The 22,228-nt window shown below is 71.1% G+C and carries 18 protein-coding genes and 2 tRNA genes; 7 read left to right on the plus strand and 13 right to left on the minus strand.

The features are described from left to right. Both GJ743_RS16770 and GJ743_RS16775 read right to left on the minus strand, forming a co-directional pair. Nucleotides 1–879: hypothetical protein (locus tag GJ743_RS16770; RefSeq protein ID WP_155053059.1), on the minus strand; the 879-nt coding region annotated here is incomplete at its 3' end. An 864-nt stretch (nucleotides 880–1,743) separates the two neighbouring features. Then, nucleotides 1,744–1,816 (minus strand) — tRNA-Arg (locus tag GJ743_RS16775). A gap of 217 nt (nucleotides 1,817–2,033) precedes the next feature. Here GJ743_RS16775 and GJ743_RS16780 point away from each other — a divergent pair. Both GJ743_RS16780 and GJ743_RS16785 read left to right on the plus strand, forming a co-directional pair. Further along, the gene (locus tag GJ743_RS16780) at nucleotides 2,034–2,357 is read left to right on the plus strand and encodes a DUF7882 family protein (RefSeq protein ID WP_155053060.1); all 324 of its coding nucleotides are present in this window, start codon (nucleotides 2,034–2,036) and stop codon (nucleotides 2,355–2,357) included. Nucleotides 2,358–2,527: 170 nt separating this feature from the next. Continuing rightward, nucleotides 2,528–2,986 (plus strand): SRPBCC family protein, encoded by a 459-nt coding sequence (locus tag GJ743_RS16785; protein ID WP_155053061.1) that lies wholly within the window; start codon nucleotides 2,528–2,530, stop codon nucleotides 2,984–2,986. Here GJ743_RS16785 and GJ743_RS16790 read toward each other — a convergent pair. Beyond that, nucleotides 2,983–3,336, minus strand: coding sequence for a DUF7882 family protein (locus tag GJ743_RS16790; protein ID WP_155053062.1), 354 nt, complete (start codon nucleotides 3,334–3,336; stop codon nucleotides 2,983–2,985). The genes GJ743_RS16785 and GJ743_RS16790 overlap by 4 nt on opposite strands. Before the next feature lie 114 nt (nucleotides 3,337–3,450). On the opposite strand from GJ743_RS16790, the gene GJ743_RS16795 reads away from it, so the two are divergent. From GJ743_RS16795 to GJ743_RS16810, 4 genes are all read left to right on the plus strand, one after another. After that, nucleotides 3,451–4,332: an SDR family oxidoreductase gene (locus tag GJ743_RS16795; protein ID WP_328289293.1), complete on the plus strand. Its 882-nt coding sequence runs from the start codon at nucleotides 3,451–3,453 to the stop codon at nucleotides 4,330–4,332. Nucleotides 4,333–4,370: 38 nt separating this feature from the next. Then, nucleotides 4,371–4,643 carry a DUF7218 family protein gene (locus GJ743_RS16800; protein WP_155053063.1) on the plus strand — a complete coding sequence of 91 codons (273 nt, stop codon included), beginning with the start codon at nucleotides 4,371–4,373 and terminating at the stop codon, nucleotides 4,641–4,643. 10 nt (nucleotides 4,644–4,653) lie between these two features. Beyond that, nucleotides 4,654–5,628 (plus strand): DNA topoisomerase IB, encoded by a 975-nt coding sequence (locus GJ743_RS16805; RefSeq protein ID WP_155053064.1) that lies wholly within the window; start codon nucleotides 4,654–4,656, stop codon nucleotides 5,626–5,628. A 156-nt stretch (nucleotides 5,629–5,784) separates the two neighbouring features. Next, nucleotides 5,785–6,873, plus strand: coding sequence for a fatty acid desaturase family protein (locus GJ743_RS16810; protein ID WP_328289303.1), 1,089 nt, complete (start codon nucleotides 5,785–5,787; stop codon nucleotides 6,871–6,873). A 23-nt stretch (nucleotides 6,874–6,896) separates the two neighbouring features. On the opposite strand, the gene GJ743_RS16815 is transcribed toward GJ743_RS16810, so the two are convergent. Then, nucleotides 6,897–7,238, minus strand: coding sequence for a DUF7882 family protein (locus GJ743_RS16815; RefSeq protein ID WP_328289294.1), 342 nt, complete (start codon nucleotides 7,236–7,238; stop codon nucleotides 6,897–6,899). Nucleotides 7,239–7,291: 53 nt separating this feature from the next. Beyond that, nucleotides 7,292–9,817: an ATP-dependent DNA ligase gene (locus tag GJ743_RS16820; RefSeq protein WP_155053065.1), complete on the minus strand. Its 2,526-nt coding sequence runs from the start codon at nucleotides 9,815–9,817 to the stop codon at nucleotides 7,292–7,294. A 69-nt stretch (nucleotides 9,818–9,886) separates the two neighbouring features. Here GJ743_RS16820 and ku point away from each other — a divergent pair, with 69 nt between their 5' ends. Then, nucleotides 9,887–10,834 carry a non-homologous end joining protein Ku gene (gene ku, locus GJ743_RS16825; protein WP_155053066.1) on the plus strand — a complete coding sequence of 316 codons (948 nt, stop codon included), beginning with the start codon at nucleotides 9,887–9,889 and terminating at the stop codon, nucleotides 10,832–10,834. A gap of 22 nt (nucleotides 10,835–10,856) precedes the next feature. Here the strand turns inward: ku and GJ743_RS16830 are convergent, their stop codons facing one another. The 8 genes from GJ743_RS16830 to GJ743_RS16865 form a co-directional block, all read right to left on the minus strand. Then, a complete protein-coding gene (locus GJ743_RS16830) occupies nucleotides 10,857–11,993 on the minus strand; it encodes a hypothetical protein (protein ID WP_155053067.1) in 1,137 nt (378 codons plus the stop codon). Nucleotides 11,994–12,123: 130 nt separating this feature from the next. Further along, entirely contained in the window at nucleotides 12,124–12,654 is a 531-nt protein-coding gene (locus tag GJ743_RS16835) for a ClbS/DfsB family four-helix bundle protein (RefSeq protein WP_155053068.1), read from the minus strand. A 9-nt stretch (nucleotides 12,655–12,663) separates the two neighbouring features. Then, nucleotides 12,664–14,430, minus strand: a complete 1,767-nt coding sequence (gene treZ, locus GJ743_RS16840; RefSeq protein WP_155053069.1) for a malto-oligosyltrehalose trehalohydrolase — start codon at nucleotides 14,428–14,430, stop codon at nucleotides 12,664–12,666. Further along, nucleotides 14,427–16,928 (minus strand): malto-oligosyltrehalose synthase, encoded by a 2,502-nt coding sequence (treY, locus tag GJ743_RS16845; protein WP_328289295.1) that lies wholly within the window; start codon nucleotides 16,926–16,928, stop codon nucleotides 14,427–14,429. Before treY ends, treZ begins: the two co-directional genes overlap by 4 nt. Further along, nucleotides 16,925–19,132, minus strand: a complete 2,208-nt coding sequence (glgX, locus tag GJ743_RS16850) for a glycogen debranching protein GlgX (protein ID WP_155053070.1) — start codon at nucleotides 19,130–19,132, stop codon at nucleotides 16,925–16,927. Before glgX ends, treY begins: the two co-directional genes overlap by 4 nt. A 191-nt stretch (nucleotides 19,133–19,323) precedes the next feature. Beyond that, the gene (locus tag GJ743_RS16855) at nucleotides 19,324–19,794 is read right to left on the minus strand and encodes a hypothetical protein (protein ID WP_155053071.1); all 471 of its coding nucleotides are present in this window, start codon (nucleotides 19,792–19,794) and stop codon (nucleotides 19,324–19,326) included. Between the two features lie 101 nt (nucleotides 19,795–19,895). After that, nucleotides 19,896–21,956, minus strand: a complete 2,061-nt coding sequence (acs, locus tag GJ743_RS16860) for an acetate--CoA ligase (RefSeq protein WP_155053072.1) — start codon at nucleotides 21,954–21,956, stop codon at nucleotides 19,896–19,898. Between the two features lie 157 nt (nucleotides 21,957–22,113). Beyond that, a tRNA-Ser gene (locus tag GJ743_RS16865) sits at nucleotides 22,114–22,202 on the minus strand. Nucleotides 22,203–22,228: the final 26 nt, after the last annotated feature.

Consider the following 22,228-nt stretch of genomic DNA (forward strand, 5'->3'; position numbering starts at 1 on the left):
CTTGTTGGGGTCGACAGCCGCCCACGGCGAAGTTGTGGAGTTCCAGCCTAGATTCGTGGTGTCGTCACTCAATCGGAGGCGAACACTCAACTGGTACCTCACACCAACTCGCGGGCGCTTGATCCTCAAAGTCGCAATGCCTGATGCGCGATCCAAGACAGGCATAAGGTCCGCGAGTTTCGTACTGTTTCCTATTCCTGGCGCGTAGGCTCCAGCTCCGTAGCTTTCGATGCTCTGGGGAGCATTCTTCCCGAGACGCAAGTGCAACGCGATTCCATCTCGCACTGGGGCGGATGGCGTCTTCGAGGTGTAGTGCATTTCGTCCGGGACTGTGAAATTGAGGAAGTTCGCTTGGAGCACTATGTCCGCGACTTGCCCCTTCTTGAGCGGCTCGTGGAAGTGGACAACATAGTGTCGCCACTTTTCGAAGGTTGCCGGGCTGAGCATCAGCGACTGACTGGGACTGAGGAGCGAGAATCTGGGCTGGATGGCTCCTGTCCACTGAGTTCGATCCGTGAACCAGAGAACGTTGTCCCGAGTCGCTTGGACTCGGTTCGTCGTCACCATTCGCTGTACGCGCGGATTGTCTTCGGCAAGTTCATAGACTTGATCGACAGAAATCCACCGATATCCAGGATCATCGTTCCTGCGGAGGCGCACGAAGGCGATGACGAGGCCGACGCCGACGCCGACAAGGACGGAGCCGACGGAAATCAGGATTACCTGAGCGGTAGGCGAGGCAGAAGGAAACCACGCAAGAGCGGCGATGGCAAGGCCGGTCGCGAAGACGCCAATTCCGATGAGGTTGTTCAGTATCGATGCAGATCGTTCAAGGATCCCAGCAACGTGTGGCCAGCGACTCACTTCGACCCCCTCCATGATCACTGAAATTGTGGCAGAAGCGTCGATCGAATGACGAGAACCGATCCGCTCGAAGCGGGTTCGCAGCGCTACTCCTGTCCACTGGACAGACCCGAGTACGAGAGCGGTCGGCAAAAGGCCCCGCTGGGCTGGCGATTCGGTGATGGTGCTGCCGATAATGCGGAGGCTTTCCGTCGAGCGGCCCGCGCGCGGTGCGACCAGACACGCTGCGCCGACAAGCCCTACTCGCCTAGGGACACCCCTGCTCATCGTCGCCAGTCTCACATGAACAACGAACCGGTTGAGCGACGGCGAATGTTTGCCAACATCGGGCGAACCCCATGGCCGATCGAACAAGGGCACGTTTGATCGGTGCTGGCCCGGCTCGGCATCGAAGGGATGACGGGGCACGACCTCGGGCACTACTTCGCGAGCCTTTGAGCGGCAGCCGGGTACGACATTCGCTACGTGAGCCGGTGGATGGGCCACGCGAGCAACAACATCGCGGACAGCACCTACACACATCTGTCCAGCAACAGCGAAGGCACCGATGCGCTCGACGCGGCCGCCGCCCAGGGGCGAACTCTTCTAATCGCCGGACGCGGTGGGGTCGCCCCTACCCCGACCCGGGTGGAACTGGCATTCCCTCGGGTCGCAACCTCAGAGGAGGCAAACAGGCAGCGCATGCCTGTTAGTGACAACACTGGAAGTCTACCGCTCTGACGAGAGCTGTAGGCCAGCGCAGGAAGGGGTCGGTTAACGTGCCGGCCCCTTCCGCTGCCTCTTGTCGGAGGGGTTCCGGAGGGGATCGCCCGAAGGGCGCCCACGACGGAAGAAGCCCCGGACCCGCACTGTTCTGCGGGATACCGGGGCTTCGCTCTGCGCGCCCGGAGGGACTCGAACCCCCAACCTTCTGATCCGTAGTCAGATGCTCTATCCATTGAGCTACGGGCGCATGGGATGTCGCCCGGAACCTCTCGGCTCATCAGGCAACCCGGTTACTCTATCCCACGTCGCGCCCGCACGCCAATCGAGCGCGTCCGCCCGGGCGCGTCGCCGTCCGCGGCACTCGCAGGCACGGAAACGGACGATCGGCTCCCACTTGGATCCGAGCCTATCCACCATCGGAAGCCGATGATCCCGGGTCCCTCGACCGGCACTAGCATTCCGCCATGGGCAAGCTGATCTACAACTCCTCGAACCGTGAGATCGAGATCGAGGACCGCACGCTCGCGCACCTGCGCGTCGCGATCATCAACAAGCTGCGCCGGTCCGAGAGCTTCGCCATGACCTGGGAGCACGGCATCGAGCACGGCAGCGGCCGCACGACGCTCTGGCTGCACGAGTCGGTGCCGCTGCAGTTCGTGTTCAGCGGCAACCGCCCCCCGAAGCTCAACCGGCTGTGGATCGAGCAGATGCTGCTCTCCGCGAACAGCACCGTCGGCCTGCAGAACGTGCCCGAGCCGGAGGAGAACGAGCCGTTCGACTTCGAGTGAGCCCGACCCCTGCCCGGTGCCGGTTCCGGCCCGGCCTCGGCCGGCGCTCGTCACCGGCGGGATAACAGCCCCTCGCTGAGGCGGCAACCCCTCGCCCGCCCGCCGCTCCCGTGCGTACGGTGGCCGCTCGGCGCGCCTCCGCGCGTCGTCACGACGGAAGGGAGATCGCCATGAGCACGACCGTGACCGCTGATATCGAGGTGGGCGTCCCGATTCGCACGGCGTACGACCAGTGGACCCGGTTCGAGACGTTCCCGCAGTTCATGAGCGGCGTGGACTCGATCCGCCAGGTCGACAAGGCGACGACCCACTGGGTGGTGTCGGTGGGCGGGGCGACCCGCGAGTTCGACGCCGACATCACCGACCAGGTCCCCGACGAACACGTCGCCTGGCACAGCACCACGGCCGAGGTCGACCACCGCGGGCGGGTCGAGTTCCGACCGATCGCCGCCGACCGCACGCGCGTCGACGTCACGCTCGAGTGGGAGCCGGAGGGCTTCGTGGAGAAGGCGGGCGCCGCGCTCGGCTTCGACGACCGGCAGGTCGAGCACGACCTCCGGAGGTTCAAGGAGTTCGTCGAGTCCCGTGGTGTCGGAATCATCGGCGAGGACCCCGACCTCCGCCCCTAGCCGCCAGCGGGGTCGGGCCCGCCGCCGCCGGCGGCGGTGCCCTCCTCGGGGTCGAGATGCTCTGGCACGAGCATGATGCCACCGGTGGAGTTGGCGCTCCGCATGAGCTCCTCGAGGAAGGATCGGCTGAGCTCGGGTGGTTCGGGGTCGTCGAAGACGAATCGCAGCGGGATGTTCGGGTGGAGCCAGAGCGTGCTCCGCCCATCGGGTTGCTCCTCGGGGTGCTGCCACGACACCGTGAACGACTCGCCTCGCCGGAGCTTCGTGACCACCGCGACCTGCAGATGCGCCAGCGCCCGGTCCTCGATCCCGATCGGCGTACCGGCGTTGCCGTAGTACAGCGTTCCCATGCGCACGAGGCTACCCCGCCCCCGCCCACCTCGGTCCGTGCCCGTCAACCCCCTCGGCCCATCTCTCGCGCGCGCGTAGCGTGACGGGACGGACACCCGAACGAGGAGGCCCCGGTGCATGACCACCTGGTCGATCCGACCACCAAGCACACCACGGAGCCGTTCCCGCAGCAGGAGCAGTTCCCGCCCGGCCTGACGCCGCGCATGACGCCGCAACCCGACCACGGCGAGTACAGCTACCGCGGCTCGGGCCGCCTCGCCGGCCGGAGGGCGCTCATCACCGGCGGCGACTCGGGGATCGGCCGGGCCGTGGCGATCGCGTTCGCCAGGGAGGGAGCGGACGTCGCGATCTCGTACCTGTCCTCCGAGCAGGAGGATGCCGACGAGACCGCGTACTGGGTTCGCGATGCCGAACGGCGCGTCGAACTCCTCCCCGGCGACCTCGTCGACGAGCAGCACTGCGCCGACCTCGTCGACCAGACGTGCGATTCCTTCGGTGGCATCGACCTGCTGGTGCTGAACGCCGCCCACCAGCGCGACCGCGGCGGCATCGACGAGGTGCCGACCGACGACTTCGACGAGGTCATGCACGTGAACCTCTACTCGAGCGTGTTCCTCGCTCGGGCGGCCGTGCCGCGGATGGACGCCGGCTCGTCGATCATCACCACCTCGTCGATCCAGGGCTTCGACCCGTCATCCCGCCTCGTCGACTACGCGATGACGAAGGCGGCGCTCGTGGCGTTCACGAAGGCGCTGGCCGAGGAACTCGGGCCGCGAGGCATCCGCGTCAATTCTGTCGCGCCCGGGCCGATCTGGACGCCGCTGATCCCGTCGACCGGATGGCCCGACAAGCTGCCGAAGTTCGGCCAGGACACGCCACTGGGACGCGCCGGGCAGCCGGCGGAGCTCGCGGGCGCCTACGTGTACCTCGCGTCGGACGACGCGTCGTTCACCTCGGGCGCGATCCTGCCGGTCACCGGGGGAAAGCCCCTCTGACCGGCGACACGCCCCGCACGGAAGGAAGGAGAACCGACATGCCTGGCACCCGACGAGGACAGAACTCGCTGAAGGACCCGGAACTGTACGAGGAGCTCCGCGACGACGGTGCCTCCAAAGAGAAGGCCGCCCGGATCTCGAACGCGGCCGCAGGACGGGGCCGCACGGCGGTCGGCAGGAAGGGCGGCGAGTCCGGCAGCTACGACGACTGGACCGTGCCCGAGCTGAAGAAGCGCGCAAAGGAGCTCGGCCTGACGGGCTACAGCGACAAGCGGAAGGGCGAGCTCATCGACGCCCTCCGCAACCACTGAGGGGCGACGGATGCCGCGGCTGCGACGCGTCGAACCGTACGCGTCGCCCGGCCTGACGCGCCGACGCAGCGGCCGCGGCTTCACCTATGGCCACGCCGACGGCTCGCCCGCCGACCGCGCCGACCGGAACCGGATCGCGGACCTCGCGATCCCGCCGGCCTGGACCGACGTGTGGATCGCCGAGGCGCCGAACGCGCACATCCTCGCCGTCGGCCTCGACGCGGCGGGCCGCCGGCAGTACCTGTACCACCCGGTCTGGCGCGAGCGGCAGGACGCGGAGAAGTTCGCGCGCATGGCGGCGCTCGCGGAGGTGCTCCCCGGCGCCCGGCGCGGCGTCCGACGCGATCTCGAGCTCGACGAACTGCTGCGCGAGCGCGTGCTCGCCGCGGCCTTCCGCACCCTCGACCTCGGCGCCATCCGCATCGGCTCCGAGGAGTCGCTCGCGCAGGCACGCAGTCGCGGACTGACGACGCTGCTCGTGCGGAACGCCCGGCTGGAGGGGGCCGACGCCGTCAAGCTGCGGTTCCGCGCGAAGGGCGGCATCGCGCAGGAGCTCGTGCTCCAGGATGCGGCGCTGGCGACGTTCGTGGAGGGGATGTCGGGACGCTCCCCCGCCTCGCGGCTCTACGCGTTCACGGAGGGGCGACGCATGCGGCCGCTCGGTCCGGTCGACGTCAACGAGGACATCCGCTCGCGGACGGGCGGCGACTTCACGGCGAAGGACTTCCGGACGCTGCGCGGCACGATCGCGGCGGCCGACCGGCTCGCAGAGCTCGGTACCGCCTCGACGGCCCGGGCTCGGGCGGCGGCCGTCCGCGAGGCCATCGTGCGCGCGAGCGAGGTGCTCGGCAACACGCCCGCGATCGCGAAGGCGAGCTACGTCGACCCGCGGGTCGTCGAGGCGTACGAGCACGGCCGCCTGGTGGGGCTGCGGGGCGGGCGCGAGCGCGCGCTGCTGCAACTGCTCGTGGACGACCTCGACTGATCCGTGCGCGGGCCGTGCGTCTGCTGGGGATCCTCCACATGTGCGTCGAGCGGTACATACACGGCCATACGCTTGCCCTATCCACTGCGGGCGGACGCCCGCGAGACACCGGCTGGGAAGTCGACGACGACGGGCCGGATCATCAGCGCATCACTCATCCCTGCACCGCACCTCGGTGCGCTCCGAACCACGAAGCCCCGCGGCGATCGCCCCGGCGTCACCCAGAGCTACGCGGCCCTGTCGCAGGTCATCAAGGAGAGCGGACTGCTGCGCCGGACGCCGATCTTCTACTCGCTGCTGGTCGGCGGGCTCGTGCTCGCCCTGGGGGGCGCCGTCACGGGCTTCGTCCTGCTCGGCGACACCTGGTACCAGCTGCTCATCGCCGCGGCGCTCGGGATCATCTTCACGCAGTTCGCCTTCTTCGCCCATGAGGCGTCGCATCGCGCGGTGCTCTCGTCGGGTCGGGCCAACGACCGCGTCGGACGCCTCGTCGCGACGGCCATGGTCGGCATCAGCTACCAGTGGTGGATGACGAAGCACACGCGGCACCACGCGAACCCGAACCGCATCGGCAAGGACCCGGACATCGAGTTCGACACCATCTCGTTCACCGAGGAGTCGGCGGCCCGGCAGCGCGGGCTCATCGCGTGGATCACGCGCCGACAGGGCTGGCTCTTCTTCCCTCTGCTGCTCCTCGAGGGCCTCAACCTGCACGTCACGTCGATCCGGTCGCTGTTCGAGCGCCGCGCGATCCCCGGGAGGGCCCTGGAGCTCACGCTCATCGTGGTGCGCCTCGGCGCCTACGTCGCCGTCGTGTTCTGGTTCCTGCCGCTCGGCATGGCGTTCGCGTTCCTCGGGGTGCAGCTCGCCGTGTTCGGCGTGTACATGGGCGCATCCTTCGCGCCGAACCACAAGGGCATGCCGATCGTGCCCGCCGACGCGAAACTCGACTTCCTGAGCAAGCAGGTGCTGACGAGCCGCAACATCACGGGTCGCTGGACCGGCGCGCTCATGGGCGGCCTGAACCACCAGGTCGAGCACCACCTCTTCCCGAGCATGCCCCGACCGCACCTCGGCCGTGCGCGGGAGATCGTCCGGGAGCACTGCCGCTCGATCGGCATCCCGTACACCGAGACGACCCTGCTGAACTCGTACGGCATCGTGGTCAGGTACCTGAACCGGGTCGGCCTCTCGGCACGCGACCCGTTCGACTGCCCTGCTGCGGGCGAGTTCCGGCGACGCTGAGTCCGGCCGCGCGGAAGCGCGGCCTATGCCGCTTCGACGGGCTTCGGTCCGGTCGGCTTCTGCGCGGCCGCGTGCTCGAGGTCGAGCACGATGCCGCCGCCCGAGTTCGCGCCGCGCATGAGATCCTCGATCCACTCGCGGTCGAGTTCGGGCGCCTCGGGCGTCTCGAAGACGAACCGGAGCGGGATCGCGGGATGCAGCCACAGCGAGCTGCGTCCGCGAGTCTGGCCGTCGACGTGGCGCCAGGACAGGGTGAAGCTCTCGTTGCGGCGGAGCTTCGTCGTGATGGCGATCTTCAGGTGGGCGAGAGCTCGGTCGTCGATCTCGATCGGCGTGCCGGCGTCGCCGTAATACAGGGTTCCCACGGCTGAACACTAACCCCCGTCCGGGTGTCGGCGAAATCATCCGTTCGATTCATTCACGCGTGGTGCGCGTCGGTGTCCCCCGGGTCCGGCCCGGCCTCGAGTCGCACATCGCGCGCTGCCTTGTCCGGCCTGAGACCCCGCCAGCGCGGATGCCGCGCCACGCCCGTCCGCGTCCACTCACCGAACTCGATCTCCCCGACGACCTCGGGCCGCACCCACACGGCGTCCGCCGCATCCGCCTCCGGGACCTCGATGAACGGCGAGGTGTCCCACGCCATCCCGTCGAGCACTCCCTGCAGTCGCTCGGTCTCGCGTTCGCGCAGGCCGGAGCCGACGCGGCCCGCGTAGCGCAGCCCGTCGGCCGTCGGCACGCCGACGAGCAGCGAGCGGATGCGCCCGGTCCGGGTGCCCGAACCCATCCGATAGCCGCCGATGACCACCTCCTGCGTCCGCGAGAGCTTGACCTTGACCCAGTCGTCGCTCCGGACGCCCGGCGAGTACCGCGAGCCGCGCCGCTTCGCGACGATCCCCTCGAGGCCGAGCCGGCGGGCCTCCTCGAGCGCGTCCTCCGCGCCGAGCTCGACGATCGGCGGCACGCTGACAGGTGCGTCCGCGTGCGGTCGCACGAGGCGTTCGAGCCGCTCGCGCCGCCGATCGTACGGCTCATCGACCGTGGGGGTGCCCGCCACCTCGAGCACGTCGAACAGGTGCAGCCCGACCGGGACGGATGCCGCGGCCGCGGCGATCTCGCGCGGCTTCCCGAGGTTCATCCGCCGCTGCAGCAGCCCGAAGTCGGGGCGGCCCCGCTCGTCGAGCGCGACGATCTCGCCGTCGACGACGGCGTCCGCGCGGAGCGCGGACGCGAGCCCCGCGAGTTCCGGATACGTCGCCGTCTGGTCGATCCCGTTCCGGCTGACGAGCCGTGCGACGCCGTCCTCCACGCGCGCGACCACGCGGATGCCGTCCCACTTCCACTCGATCGCCCAGTCGTCGCCGCCGACGAGCCCCGGGGTGCCGGGCACGGCGAGCATCGGCTTCGGCACGGGGTCGCGCCGGAGACCGGTCGAGCCCGAGTGCGCCGTGCGCGCCGAGGGCGTCGCCGAGCGAGCGGATGCCGCGGCCCGCGAGCCCGCGCCGCCCGTCGCCGCCGTCGTGGCCGGCGCGGCCGCGGCATCCGCCCCGCTCGCACTGGCGGCACCGCCGCGCTGCTCCTTCATGCGGTGCAGCAGCCACTGGCTCTTCTCGCCGTCGCCCTGCGTCCGGATCAGCGCGAGGCGCACGCGACCGAGCGGCCCGCCGACCCGGCCGTGCAGCGTGAAGATGACCTCGTCGTCGCGCCACTTCTCGGTCTCGTAGGTGCCCGTGTCCCACACCGTCATCCCCCCGGCGCCGTACTGGCCGTCGGGAATCGTGCCCTCGAAGACGAGGTACTGCATCGGGTGGTCCTCGGTCTGGACGGCGAGGTGGTTGGTGCCCGTGTCATCCGGCACGCCCTTCGGCACCGCCCAGCTCTTCAGCACGCCGTCGCGCTCGAGCCGCAGGTCGAAGTGCAGGCGCCGCGCGTGGTGCTCCTGGATCACGAAGCGCGGGTCGCCGTCGTCGGCGACGCCCCACGACGAGTCGGGCATCGGCTCGGGCGTCGAGCCGGGCGTGCGCATCGAGAGGTAGGTGCTGAGCGGCCCGTCGGCGGATGCCCCGGTCACCTCGAGCATCGGATCGCCGCGCTCGGCGACGATCGCGACCACCTCGTCGGCCTCGAGCTGGCGGAGGTCCGGATCCTCGAGCTCCTCCCACGTGCGCGGGGCCGCGACCGTCGGCCGGAACCGCCCGCGCAGCGAGTACGGCGCGATCGTGGTCTTCTTGCCGTTGTTCTGGCTCCAGTCGATGAGCACCTTGCCGCCGCGGAGCGTCTTCCGCATGCTCGACACCACGAGGTCGGGGTGGTCGGCCTCGAGCGCGCGCGCGAGCTCGTGCGCGACGGCCGACACCTGCTCGGAGGTCTGCGCGCCGTCGAGCGGCGCATACAGGTGGATGCCCTTGCTGCCACTCGTCACCGGCACGGGGTCGAGTCCGATCGGGTGCAGGATGTCGCGGACCATCCGGGCCACTTCGGCGCACTCGGCGAGGCCGACGCCCTCGCCCGGGTCGAGGTCGAACACCATGCGGTCGGGGTTCGCGGGCGTGCCCGACGCGTCGAAGCGCCACTGCGGCACGTGCAGTTCGATGGCACCCATCTGGGCGAGCCAGACGAGGGTCGCACGGCTGTCGGCGATCGGGTACGTCTTGTCGCCGTCGGTGTGGTGCTGCACGCCGCGACGGATCCACTCGGGCGCGTGCTCGAGGTTCTTCTCGAAGAAGGCCTGCTCCGGATGGCTCGGGGTGCCGACCCCGTTCACCCAGCGCTTGCGCGTGATCGGCCGACCCGCGACGTGCGGCAGCATCACGGGCGCGATCTCGGCGTAGTAGGCGATCATCTCGCCCTTGGTCATCCCGGCCTCCGGGTACATGACCTTCTCGAGGCTCGTCAGCCGGAGCCGACGTCCGTCGACGTCGACCAGCTGCGCGGGGCCCTGCGCCATGCCCCCATCCTGCCCGCCCGAGCGCGGCAAGGGGTATCGCTCCAGCCGGGCGGGGTGTGTACTGGGGGCATGCGAGCCGTGTGGAAGGGGGCGGTCACGTTCGGCCTCGTCAACGTGCCCGTCAAGCTGTACAGCGCCACCGAGGACCACGACGTGTCCCTGCACCAGGTGCACGACGCGGACGGCGGGCGGATCCGCTACCAGCGCGTGTGCGAGATCGACGGCGAGGTCGTGCCGTACCAGCACATCGACAAGGCGTACGACGACGGCGAACGCACGGTCATCATCACCGACGAGGACCTGAAGTCACTGCCCGCCGAACGCAGCCGCGAGATCGAGGTCGTCGAGTTCGTGCCGACCGACCAGATCGACCCGATCATGTTCGACCGCAGCTACTACCTCGAGCCCGACTCGGCGTCGAACAAGGCGTACGTGCTGCTGCGCGAGGCGCTCGAGTCGACCGACCGCACCGCGGTCGTGCGGATGGCGCTGCGCCAGAAGACGCGGCTGGCCGCGCTCCGCGTCTTCGGCGATGTGCTCATGGTCCAGACGCTCCTCTGGAGCGACGAGGTCCGCGCGGCGAACTTCCCGGCCCTCGACGAACCGGCGAAGATCACGTCGAAGGAGCTCGACCTCTCGAAGCAGCTCATCGAGAGCCTCTCGAACGACTTCGAGCCCGAGCAGTTCGTCGACGAGTACCAGAGGGAGCTCCGCACGCTCATCCAGGCCAAGCTCGAGCACGGCGACGCGATCGACACCGCGGCCACGTTCGGCGAGCAGCCCGAGGAGGAGGGCGGCGAGGTCATCGACCTCATGGAGGCCCTGCGCCAGTCGATCGCCGCGAAGCGCGGCGGCGGGGCGGATGACGCGAAGTCCTCGTCCTCGGCGAAGCCGGCGTCGAAGACCTCGTCGTCGAAGAAGCCGGCCGCGAAGGGCTCAAGCACGACGTCGTCGAAGTCAGGATCGTCCGAGGAGAAGCCGGCGGCGAAGCGCCGCACTGCCAAGAAGGCGGGGTGACGCGCGGCGGCCGGAGGAGATCTCAGGTCGCCAGCCTGCCGGCGATCTCGGTTGCGACGGCGACGGCCGCCGACTCGTCCGGGGCGGTGACCTGCACCCAGTCGGCGCCGATCACGAGGTCGACGGCGCACGTCCCGTACGCGTCATCGCATCGGAGGACGGCGACGTCCGGGGCGACGAGCCCGAGGTCGACCTCGGACGCGGCCGGCACCAGGCCTCCGCCGTCGACGATGCGGTCGTAGGCCCACCGCCCGCCGCGCACCCAGTCCGCGCCGGCCACGATCTCGTCGGCGTCCGCCCGGAACCACCGGCAGCCGAGGTCCCCGGCGATGGTCTTCGCCTCGGCCCATTCGCTCCACCCTCCGGCCGGCGGCGACTCGACGACGTCGGCGACACCTGACGCCGCCTCGACGATCTCGTCCGAGACGAGGTCGCCGCAGCCGTCCGGAATCGCCGTCTCCGGAGCGGTGGCGGATCCGGCCGGGCTCGCGGCATCGATGGCGGCGACCGCGGCGTCGACCACGTGTCCGAAGGCCGTGGGGTCCGGCGCGCCCGAGCCATCCGTGGCCTGTACTTGGACCCAGGCGCCCGACGCCGGCTGCGTGGCCGTGCAGGTCAGCCCGCCGCAGCCGGTGCCCGCCGACGGCATGCCGAAGCGGACCGCCGTGTCGCTCCACCCACCGGCCTGCGGAGGGACGACGGTCACGAGCAGGCCGGTGTGAGCCGGATTCGACCCGTACTGGCTGTTGTACGGCTCGGCATTCGACCACTCGCACGCCATTCCGCCGACCGCGACGATCGAGGTCATGCGCGGCAGCGAGATCCCGGCCGAGGACGCGGTCACGAGCGGGTCGGTCGGCTCGACCGGTGCGGCGAACAGGTCGCCGACGAGCGTCGCGGGGACCAGGTCGTCGCAGTCGAGGTCGTAGCGGGCGACAGGCGGTTCCGATCCCGGGGCCGCCTCGGCGACGGGCTCCGTCGACGGGGTCGGCGTCGCCGCAGCCGTCGTCGGCCCGGCGGGTCCTGCCGACGGGGCGGCGCACCCGGTCAGGGAGATGCCCGCGGCGAGCGCGAGCACGAGGAGGCCCGGCGCACGGTGACGGGATGCGGTACCGGGGCGAGCGGGGCGGCCACGCTCGGATCGGGATCGGGTCGACATGCCCGAAGCCTAGGGGGCCGCAGAAGAGCCGAACCTCAGGGACGGCACTGAGGCGGGACACCGAGGATGGTACGAGGTCTCGACACCACGGCGATCCGGGCGCGAAGGAAGCCCACGCTGGTGCTGCCGGTCAGCCGGCCGCCGACGCGGGCGGTCCCGCGATGGCGCCGAGCGCCCAAGCGTAGTGCCCGCCGAGGCACTCGTGCGCGGGCTCGGCGAGGCTCGCGCCGCGGAGCCAGGCTCGGCCATCGGTGAAGATCTCGGCGTCGGACATCGCGTCGAGACGGGCGAGTGCGGAGCCGTGGCTCGCGCGCAGGCGCTCGCGCGCGGCCTCCGGGTCGCCGTCACCGCGGTACCGGTCGCGCAGGTCGCGGTTCAGCCGGTCGAGGTCGCGCCAGGTGTACCCGTCGGCCGGATACGCGGGCGCCTCGCCGGCGGCGTCGGCCGTGAGCCAGCCGAGCAGCAGCACATGCCAGGCGTGCAGGTGGTTGACGACGTCGACCGCGTCGCGGTCGCGCGGCTCGGGCGCGGCGGCATCCGTCATCGGCTCGTCACGCGCGGGGAGCGCGACGCCGTCGAGGGCGTCGAGCGCCCGCTCGAGCTGGGCGAACCGGTCCACCGCCTGGCGGACCAGGTCGGCGCGGTGCTGCGGGATGCTCACGCGCCCAGCCTACGATCCGTGCGCGACGGCGAGGATCGCGGCCGTCTCGGGCGGGAGTTCGAGCATGCGGTCGGGCGTCCCGGCGGCGGCGAGCGCGGGGTCGGTCGCGAGCAGCACCTCGGCGGGACCGTCGAGTTCGAGCGACCACGGTGAGGCGCCGAGGTTCGCGAGCACCACGACCCGCTCGTGGGCATCGGGGGCACCGCGATCCATCCGGAACCGCCCCGCCGAGTCATCCGCCCAGGCCGTCGTGTGCTCGAACGCGGGGTCGGTGAACTCGGGACGTGCGCGGCGGAGGGCGAGCAGCCGCCGGTGGAGGCCGAGCAGGCGCGCGTGCACGCCGTCCGCCTGCGCCGGCTCCGACCAGTCGAGCTTGGAGCGCCGGAACGTCTCCGGGTCCTGCGGGTCGGGCACGAGCGACTCGTCCCAGCCCATGCGGGCGAACTCGGCGATGCGACCCTCGGCGGTCGCGCGGCCGAGCTCGGGCTCAGGATGCGACGTGAAGAACTGCCACGGCGTCGCGGCCGCCCATTCCTCGCCCATGAACAGCATGGGCGTGAACGGGGTCGTGAGGTTCAGCACGGCGGCGATCGCGAGCCGGGCCTCGCCGAGCGCCGGCGAGAGGCGGTCTCCGGCGGCACGGTTGCCGACCTGGTCGTGGTCCTGCGTGAACGTCACGAGCCGCCAGGTCGGCACCACGACGTCGATCGGGTGCCCGTGGTCGCGCCCGCGGAACGACGAGTACGTGCCGTCGTGGAAGAACCCGCGCGTCGTCGTCTTCACGAGCGCGTCGAGCGGCGCGAAGTCGGCGTAGTACCCGGCCGTCTCGCCCGTGAGGGCGACGTGCATCGCGTGGTGGTGGTCGTCGCTCCACTGCGCGGTGAGGCCGTAGCCGCCCGACTCGCGCGGCAGGATGAGCGTCGGGTCGTTGAGGTCGGACTCGGCGATGAGCGAGAGCGGACGGCCGAGGTGCGCCGAGAGGGCGTCGGCGTGCTCGACGAGCTCGCGGAGGATGTGCCGCTCCGACCGGTCGCGCAGGGCATGCACTGCGTCGAGCCGCAGCCCGTCGACGTGGAAGTCGCGCAGCCACATCATCGCGTTCTCGACGATGTAACGGCGCACCTCGGGCTCGTCGAGGTTCACCGAGTCGCCCCACGTGTTGCGCTCGGCCGTGCGCAGGTACGGCCCGAAGCGCGGCAGGTAATTGCCGCTCGGCCCGAGGTGGTTGTACACCACGTCCTGGATCACCGCGAGCCCGTGCGCGTGGCACGCGTCGACGAAGCGCTGATAGGCGGCCGGGCCGCCGTACGCCTCGTGCACGGCGTACCAGAGCACGCCGTCGTACCCCCAGTTGTGCGTGCCGTTGAACGCGTTGACGGGCAGCAGCTCGACGAAGTCGATGCCCAGCTCGACGAGGTGGTCGAGGCGCTCGATCGCCGAGTCGAGCGTGCCGTCGGGGGTCCAGGTACCGATGTGCAGCTCGTACACCGAGCCGCCCGCCAGCTGCCGGCCGGTCCAGGCGGCATCCGCCCACTCGTGCGCGCAGAGGTCGAACGCCGCGCTGAGCTCGTGCACGCCAAGCGGCTGCCGCAGCGACCGCGGGTCGGGCAGCGCCCGGTGGTCGTCGTCGAGCACGAAGCCGTACTCGTCGCCGGGTTCGAGCTCGACGTCGGCGTGCCACCGATCGCGGTCGTCGCGGCGCATCGGCAGGTCGGCGCGGCCCGGACGCCGCAGCGCGACGCGCGTCGGGATCGGGGCCCAGAGTTCGGGCGTCATCGCGTGGTCTCCTCGTCGTGGGCCCTCGCGCCCTCGGGCCTCGGGGCGCCGGGGACGGATGCCGCGGGGACGAGCAGCGCGACCGGATACGTCGCGAGCACCGCGGCGAGCGCGAGCGCCCCGCTGCCGCCGTCGCGCGGCCCGTCACCGTGCCGCCGCCCGGTGAGCAGGTCGACGACGGCCCCGCCGGGAACGAGTACCGCGGTGTCACCCCACGACCCGGCCGGCGCGGATGCCACGGGCTCCCCGCCCACGCGCGCGGCGAGCCCGACCGGCAGGCGCGTCGCGACCGTCACCGCCCCGCCGCGGTCGAAGGCGATCGCGTGCCGCGCCGCCTCCCCGACGACCTCGAGCGGCCGGTACCGCGTGAACCACTCGGGGTGGTCGCGACGGGCGCGGAGCGCCCGCGAGGTGATGAGGAGCTTCGCGGCGCCCGTGGCATCCGTCGCCGGAAGCTCGCCGAGCCGCGCGGCGTCGTCGAGGTCGGCGAGCATGCGGCGCCGGAGCCCGAAGTCGACGGGCCGCCGGTTGTCGGGGTCGACGAGGCTCGTCTCCCACAGCTCGGATCCCTGATACACGTCGGGCACGCCCGGCATCGTGAGCTGCAGCAGCTTCGCCGACAGCGAGTTCGACCAGCCGGCGGGGGCGAGCCATGCGACGAACGACTCGATGCGGTCGCGCACGGCGGGGTCGTCGTAGGCCCGGTCGATCACCGCGTGCATGCGGGTCTCGAACGCGGCATCCGGTGCGGTCCAGGTCGTCGAGACGGATGCCTCGCGCGCGGCCTTGTCGGCGTAGGCGTGCGCGCGTTCGCGCTCGATCGGCCAGGCGCCGACGAAGGCCTGCCAGAGGAGCGCGTCGAACGGGCCGTCGCCGGTCGATCCGGCCGCCGCGCGGAGCCCGTCGAGCTCGATCGACCAGCGTTCGGGGATCTCGGCGAGCGCGTCGATGCGCGCCCGCACGTCCTCCCCGCGCTTGGTGTCGTGCGTCGAGAGCGTGGTCATCGAGTGCGGCCATTCCGCGTGACGCCGCACCTGCCGTTCGTGGAACCGGTCCACGGTGATCGCGAACTCCGACGGGTCGCCCCCGACCTCGGTGAGCGAGCCGAGCCTCGTGTACCGGTAGAAGGCCGTGTCCTCGACGCCCTTGGCCATGACCATGCCGCTCGTCTGCTGGAAGCGCACCGCGACCGGGTTCGCGGCGTCGCCGAGCACGGGCACCAGGGCGTCGATCGTCGGCGCGAGGTCTGGGCGGTGCTCGCGCGCGAGGCGCGCGGCCGCCTCGAGGTGCTCCGCACCCGCCGGGAGGTACGAGCGGTAGACCGGAAAGCACGCGAGCAGCTCGGCGAGCGCGTCGGCGGCGCCGGCGAGGCGCGGCTCCGGCAGCATCCGCTCGAGACGGAGCACCTCGCTGCGGAGGATCCCGTCGGCGATGCCGCGCTTGGTGCCGTGGATCAGCTCGTGCCAGTCGGTCGGCCCGGCGATGCCGGTCTCGGCGCGGAGCCGCGCGTCGAGCGCGTCGAGGCCCGCCTCGCCATCGGGGTCGACGAGCACCCGGTCGACGTCGGCGAGCGCGTCGTAGCCGGTCGTGCCGTCGGTGCGCCAGTGCGGCGGCAGCGGCTCGTCGCCTTCGAGGATCTTCTCGACGAGCACATACGCGTCGCCTGTCTCCTCCGCGAGGCGCCGGAGATAGGCGCCGGGCTGGGCGAGACCGTCGGGGTGGTCGACCCGCAGGCCGTCGGCGAGGCCGTCGCGGATCCAGCCGACGATCGCCTCGTGCGTGGCGTCGAAGACACCCGGCAGTTCGACGCGGACGCCCGCGAGCTCGTTGACCGCGAAGAAGCGGCGGTAGTTCAGTACGGCATCGGCCCGCTGCCAGTGCACGAGCTCGTAGTGCTGTCGCGCGTGCACCTCGAGCACGTCGGCGACGTCATCGGCCGAACCCGGCGCGAGCGGGAACCGGTGGTCGAAGTAGCGGAGTTCGCCGTGCTCGACGCGCAGGTCGCCGGCGGCAGCGGCCTCCTCGACCGTGCCGCCGAGCACCGGCAGGCGCACCGTCCCTCCCGTGAGGGCCCAGTCGACGTCGAACGCGTCGGCGTGCGGGGAGTCGGGGCCGAGCTGCAGGAGGCTCCACCACCACGCGTTCTGCGCGGCATCCGCCACGCCCACGTGGTTCGGGACGATGTCGACGAGGATGCCGCGACCGGCGCCGTGCGCGGCATCCGCCACCGCCGCGAGGCCCGCCTCCCCGCCGCGGGCCGCGTCGACCCGGTCGTGCGCGACGACGTCGTACCCGTGGTCGGAGCCGGCGCGCGACGGCAGGATCGGCGAGAGGTAGAGCCAGTCGACGCCGAGCGCGTCGAGGTAGTCGACGACGGATGCCGCATCGTGCAGGTCGAACGACGGCCTGACCTGGAGCCGGTACGTCGACCTCGGTTCGCGGGCGGCCGGCCCGCGACCGGCCGGCTCGCGCTGCGCCCGCCCCGCGGCATCCGTCACTTGCCCGCCTCCGTCTTCGGCGCTGGCGCCTCCTCCTTCGCGGCCGCGACCATCGCCGACAGCGACGCGGCGACCGAGTGGTCGACCTCTTCCGGCGTCGGGTCGTGCTGGCGGAGCACCACGAGCGAGCGCTGCTCGAGCGCGATCACCTCGCCCGGCTGGATCGGCGCACTGTCGGCGCGGCGACCCGCCGTGTCGATGAGCACCTCCCACTCGGGCGAGAGCTCGTGCTCCGGGATCGTGAACTCGACCGTGTCGTCGTGGGCGTTGAAGAGCACGATGAAGTGCCGGTCGACGATGCGCTCCCCGCGGCGGTCCCGCTCGCGGATGCCCTCGCCGTTGAGGAACACGCCGATCGCCTTGCCGAAGCCCGCGTCCCAGTCCTCCGGGGCCATGACCGAGCCGTCGGGCCGCAGCCAGACGATGTCGGGCACCGGGCCGCCCTCGGGCTGGCGCACCGGTCGGCCGTCGAAGAAGCGGCTCCGGCGGAACGTCGGGTGCTCGGCACGGAGCTTCGCGACCGCGGCCGTGAACTCGACGAGCGGCTGGTCGGCGTGCTCCCAGTCGATCCAGCTGAGCTCGCTGTCCTGCGCGTAGACGTTGTTGTTGCCCTGCTGCGTGCGCCCGAGCTCGTCGCCGTGCGAGAGCATCGGCACGCCCTGCGAGAGCAGCAGGGTCGCGATGAAGTTCCGCTGCTGTCTGGCCCGGAGCGTCAGGACCTCGGGGTCGTCGGTCGGCCCCTCGACGCCGAGGTTGTACGAGCGGTTGTGCGATTCGCCGTCCTTGCCGTCCTCGCCGTTCGCGTCGTTGTGCTTCTCGTTGTACGAGACGAGGTCGCGCAGGGTGAAGCCGTCGTGCGCGGTGACGAAGTTGATGGATGCGACCGGACGCCGCCCCGAGTGCTCGTAGAGGTCGGCCGAACCCGTGAAGCGCGACGCGAACTCGCCGAGCGTCGCCGGCTCGCCGCGCCAGAAGTCGCGGACGGTGTCGCGGTACTTGCCGTTCCACTCCGTCCACTGGGGCGGGAAGTTGCCGACCTGGTAGCCGCCGGGCCCGACGTCCCACGGCTCGGCGATGAGCTTCACCTGTGACACGACCGGGTCCTGCTGCACGAGCTCGAAGAACGTCGACAGCTTGTCGACCTCGTAGAACTCGCGCGCGAGCGTCGACGCGAGGTCGAAGCGGAACCCGTCGACGTGCATCTCGAGCACCCAGTACCGGAGCGAGTCCATGATGAGCTGCAGCGCGTGCGGGTTGCCGACGTTCAGCGAGTTGCCCGTGCCCGTGTAGTCCATGTAGAACCGCTTGTCGTCGTCGACGAGGCGGTAGTACGCGGCGTTGTCGATGCCGCGCATCGAGAGCGTCGGCCCGAGGTGGTTGCCCTCGGCCGTGTGGTTGTAGACGACGTCGAGGATGACCTCGATGCCCGCGACGTGGAGGGCCTTCACCATGGCCTTGAACTCCTGCACCTGCTCGCCGCGCTGCCCGGTCGATGCGTACACGTTGTGCGGCGCGAAGAACGCGATCGTGTTGTAGCCCCAGTAGTTCGACAGTCCCTTCTCCTGCAGGGTGCCGTCGTCGACGAACTGGTGCACCGGCATGAGCTCGATCGCCGTGACGCCGAGCTTCCTCAGGTGCTCGATCACGACCGGATGACCGATGCCCGCGTAGGTGCCCCGGATCTCCTCGGGCACGCCGGGCAGCGTCTCGGTCAGCCCCTTCACGTGCGCCTCGTAGATGAACGACGCGGCGTACGGCGTGCGCGGATGTCGGTCGCCCGTCCAGTCGAAGAACGGGTTGGTGACGACGCCGAGCATCATGCTCTTCGACGAGTTCTGGTCGTTGCGGCCATCGGGCTCGCCGAACGGGTAGCCGAAGAGCGACTGGTTCCAGTCGAGCGCGCCGTCGACGGCCTTCGCATACGGGTCGAGGAGCAGCTTGTTCGGGTTGCAGCGCAGGCCCCTGGCGGGGTCGTTGGGCCCGTGCACCCGGTAGCCGTACCGCTGGCCGGGCTGCACCTGCGGCAGGTAGGCGTGCCAGATGTAGGCGTCGACGTCGATCAGCTCGACCCGCTTCTCGCGACGCCGGTTGTCGAACAGGCAGAGTTCGACCTTCTCGGCGACCTCGCTGAACAGCGCGAAGTTCGTGCCGTTCCCGTCGAACGTCGCGCCGAGCGGGTAGGTGGAACCGGGCCAACTGTGCATGCATCCCCCAACGGTGAGCCTCCGGCCATCGTAGGGCTCGGATGTTTCGCGGCGGCGTCCGTTGACGCGAGCGGGCCGCTCGTGGTGGCGGTGCCGACCGCCCCGCGCACGCAGCCCGGGAACGCCGACGGCCGGGGCGCGACCTCGTCGCCGCCCCGGCCGTCGTCGGGCGTCTGCCGCGCCGTACCGCCTTACTCGGACTCGGTGTCGGAGTCCGCGTCGCACGACGCGCCGACGGCCGCCGAGGCCTCCTGCACCGTGGCCTGCTGGGTGGCGAGCTCCTCCGGGTCCTGCTCGATCGTCATCACCGACGGGTCCTCCTCGGACGGCACCTCCTCCAGCCCGTCGGCGTAGGTCGAGACCTCGTTGAGCGCGGTCTGGAACTCGCCGAGCGCGTCGATGAGGGCGCTGTCGTCACCGGCCTCCTCGATGAGCGCGTCGGTCCGCTCCGAGGCCTCGCCGAGGTAGTCCTGGAGTCCCTCGATCGATTCCGGCGTGGCGAGGTTGTTCTGGACGCCGTTCGAGATGTCGCGGACCTCCGCCGCGATCGACGAACAGCTCTCCCCCGCTGTCGCCGTGTCGTCGTCGCCGCCGCTCGCGCAGCCCGTGAGCGCGAGGGCACCGGCGAAGACCAGTGCGGCGGGCATGGTGAAACGTCGCATGTGCAACTCCCCCTGTTTCGTGTCGAACAGTCGGAGCATAGTCCCCCGAACCGACGCGCGCCCACCCCCTCCGACGCAACGCCGTTGCGGGACGGCGACGGTCAGCGCCCGATCAGCGCACCGATCCGCGCCGGCACCGACGCATCCTGCAACGAGGTCGTGTCCCCCAGCGGGCGCCCCTCGGCGAGGTCGACGAGCAGGCGCCGCATGATCTTGCCCGACCTCGTCTTCGGCAGGTCGGGGACGAAGTGGATGTCGCGGGGCTTCGCGATCGGCCCGATCGCCGCAGCGACGTGGGCCCGCAGCCCGGCCATTCGCGCCGCGGCATCCGCATCGCCGTCGCCTCGCCCGGCCGCGCCGTCGCCGACGCCGACGCCGACGACGACGACGAACGCGACGACGGCCTCGCCCGTGCGCTCGTCGCTCACGCCGACGACGCCGGCCTCGGTGACGTCGGGGTGCCCGACGAGCGCCGACTCGATCTCGATGGTCGAGAGGCGGTGCCCGGAGACGTTGATCACGTCGTCGACGCGGCCGAGCAGCCAGATGTCGCCGTCGGCGTCGACGCGCGCGCCGTCGCCGGAGAAGAAGTACCCGCGGTCGGCGAACCGCGCCCAGTACGAGTCGCGGTAGCGTTCGGCGTCGCCCCAGACCGTGCGCGCCATGCCGGGCCAGGTGCCGTCGATCACGAGGTAGCCGCCCTCGCCGCGCCCGACCTCGTCGCCGTGCTCGTCGACGACGCGGGTCGTGAATCCGGGGAGTGCGCGCAGCGCCGACCCGGGCTTCAGGTGCGAGAGCCCGGGCAGCGGCGCCATCACGGCGCCACCCGTCTCGGACTGCCACCACGTGTCGACGATCGGTGCGGTGCCCCCGCCGAGCTCCTGCCGGAACCACTCGCACGCGGCCGGGTTGATCGCCTCGCCCACCGACCCGAGCAGGCGGATGCTCGACCGGTCGTACTCGCCCGGCACGCCGCCGGGGAACCAGCCCATGAACGAGCGGATGAGCGTCGGCGCCGTGTAGTACGTCGTCACGGCGTAGCGCTCGATGATCTCGAAGTGCCGGCCCGGGTGGGGCGTGTTCGGCGTGCCCTCGAAGATCACGCTCGTCACGCCGTTCGCGAGCGGCCCATACAGCACGTAGCTGTGCGCGGTGACCCACGCGAGGTCGGCCGTGCACCAGTAGACGTCGTCGGGCTTCGCGTCGAACACCGAGTGGAACGTGCTCGCGACGTGCGTGAGGTAGCCGCCGGTCGTGTGCACGAGCCCCTTCGGTCGGCCCGTGGTGCCCGAGGTGTAGATGATGAAGAGCGGGGTCTCGGCGTCGAACGCCTCGGCTTCGTGGTGGGCGGATGCCACGTCGACCGTCTCGTGCCACCAGACGTCGCGCCCAGGGGTCCACGGGATCTCCGGCGTCTCATCGCCCGTCCGGCGCACGACGAGCACGTGCTCGACGTGCGCGAGCCCCTCGACCGCCTGGTCGACGGCGGACTTCACGGCCACCGCCTCGCCGCGCCGGAACTGCCCGTCGCTCGTGATCACGACCTTCGCCCCCGTGTCCGCGACGCGGAACCGCAGCGCCTCGGCCGAGAAGCCGCCGAACACGAGCGAGTGGACGGCACCCAACCGCGCGACCGCGAGCGTCGCGACGATCGTCTCGACGAGCACGGGCAGGTAGAGCACGACGCGGTCGCCCGTCCCGACGCCGAGCGCGGCCAGCGCGTTCGCGGCCCGGGCCACCTCGCGCTCGAGTTCGGCGTAGGTCACCGTGCGCCGATCGCCTCGCTCGCCCTCGAAGTGGAACGCGACCTTCCCGCCGTTCCCCGCCGCGACGTGGCGGTCGACGCAGTTCACCGCGGCGTTGAGGCGGCCGCCCGCGAACCACGTCGCCTCGGGGATCGTGCGCCCCGAGGCATCCGTCGGCCGCCACTCGTGCGCCGTGTGCCACGGGCTCGCCCACTCGAGACGCTCGGCCTCTCGCTCCCAGAACGCGACCGGGTCGAGGCGTGCCGCGTCGACGAACGCGGCGTCGACGTTGGCCTGGGCGGTGAAGGCCGGGCTGGGTGCGATCGCGGCGGCCTCGGCGGCGAGCGTCGTGATGGCGGGCGCCCGGCCGGCTGCGGTGGTTGCAGCGGGCGCGGTCGAGGGTGCGGAATGCGGCATGCGGGCGGCTCCACGGATCGGTGCACGGACCCGTTCGACGCTAACGGGCGACGAGCGCCGCACCCGACGCCGGCGTCGCGGGGCGTAACCGCGAGGGTCGACGCCGGAAACGCGACACGGTCGCGTTTGCACGCGACCGTTCGAGTTGGTTCAGGAGCGGAGACGGCGGGATTTGAACCCGCGGTCCCCTTACGGGGACTCCACCTTAGCAGGGTGGTGCACTCGACCGGACTATGCGACGTCTCCTCGTGAACGCCCGAAGGCGAACGCGA

The sequence above is a fragment of the Agromyces bracchium genome, from assembly GCF_009709675.1.
Lineage (GTDB): Bacteria > Actinomycetota > Actinomycetes > Actinomycetales > Microbacteriaceae > Agromyces > Agromyces bracchium.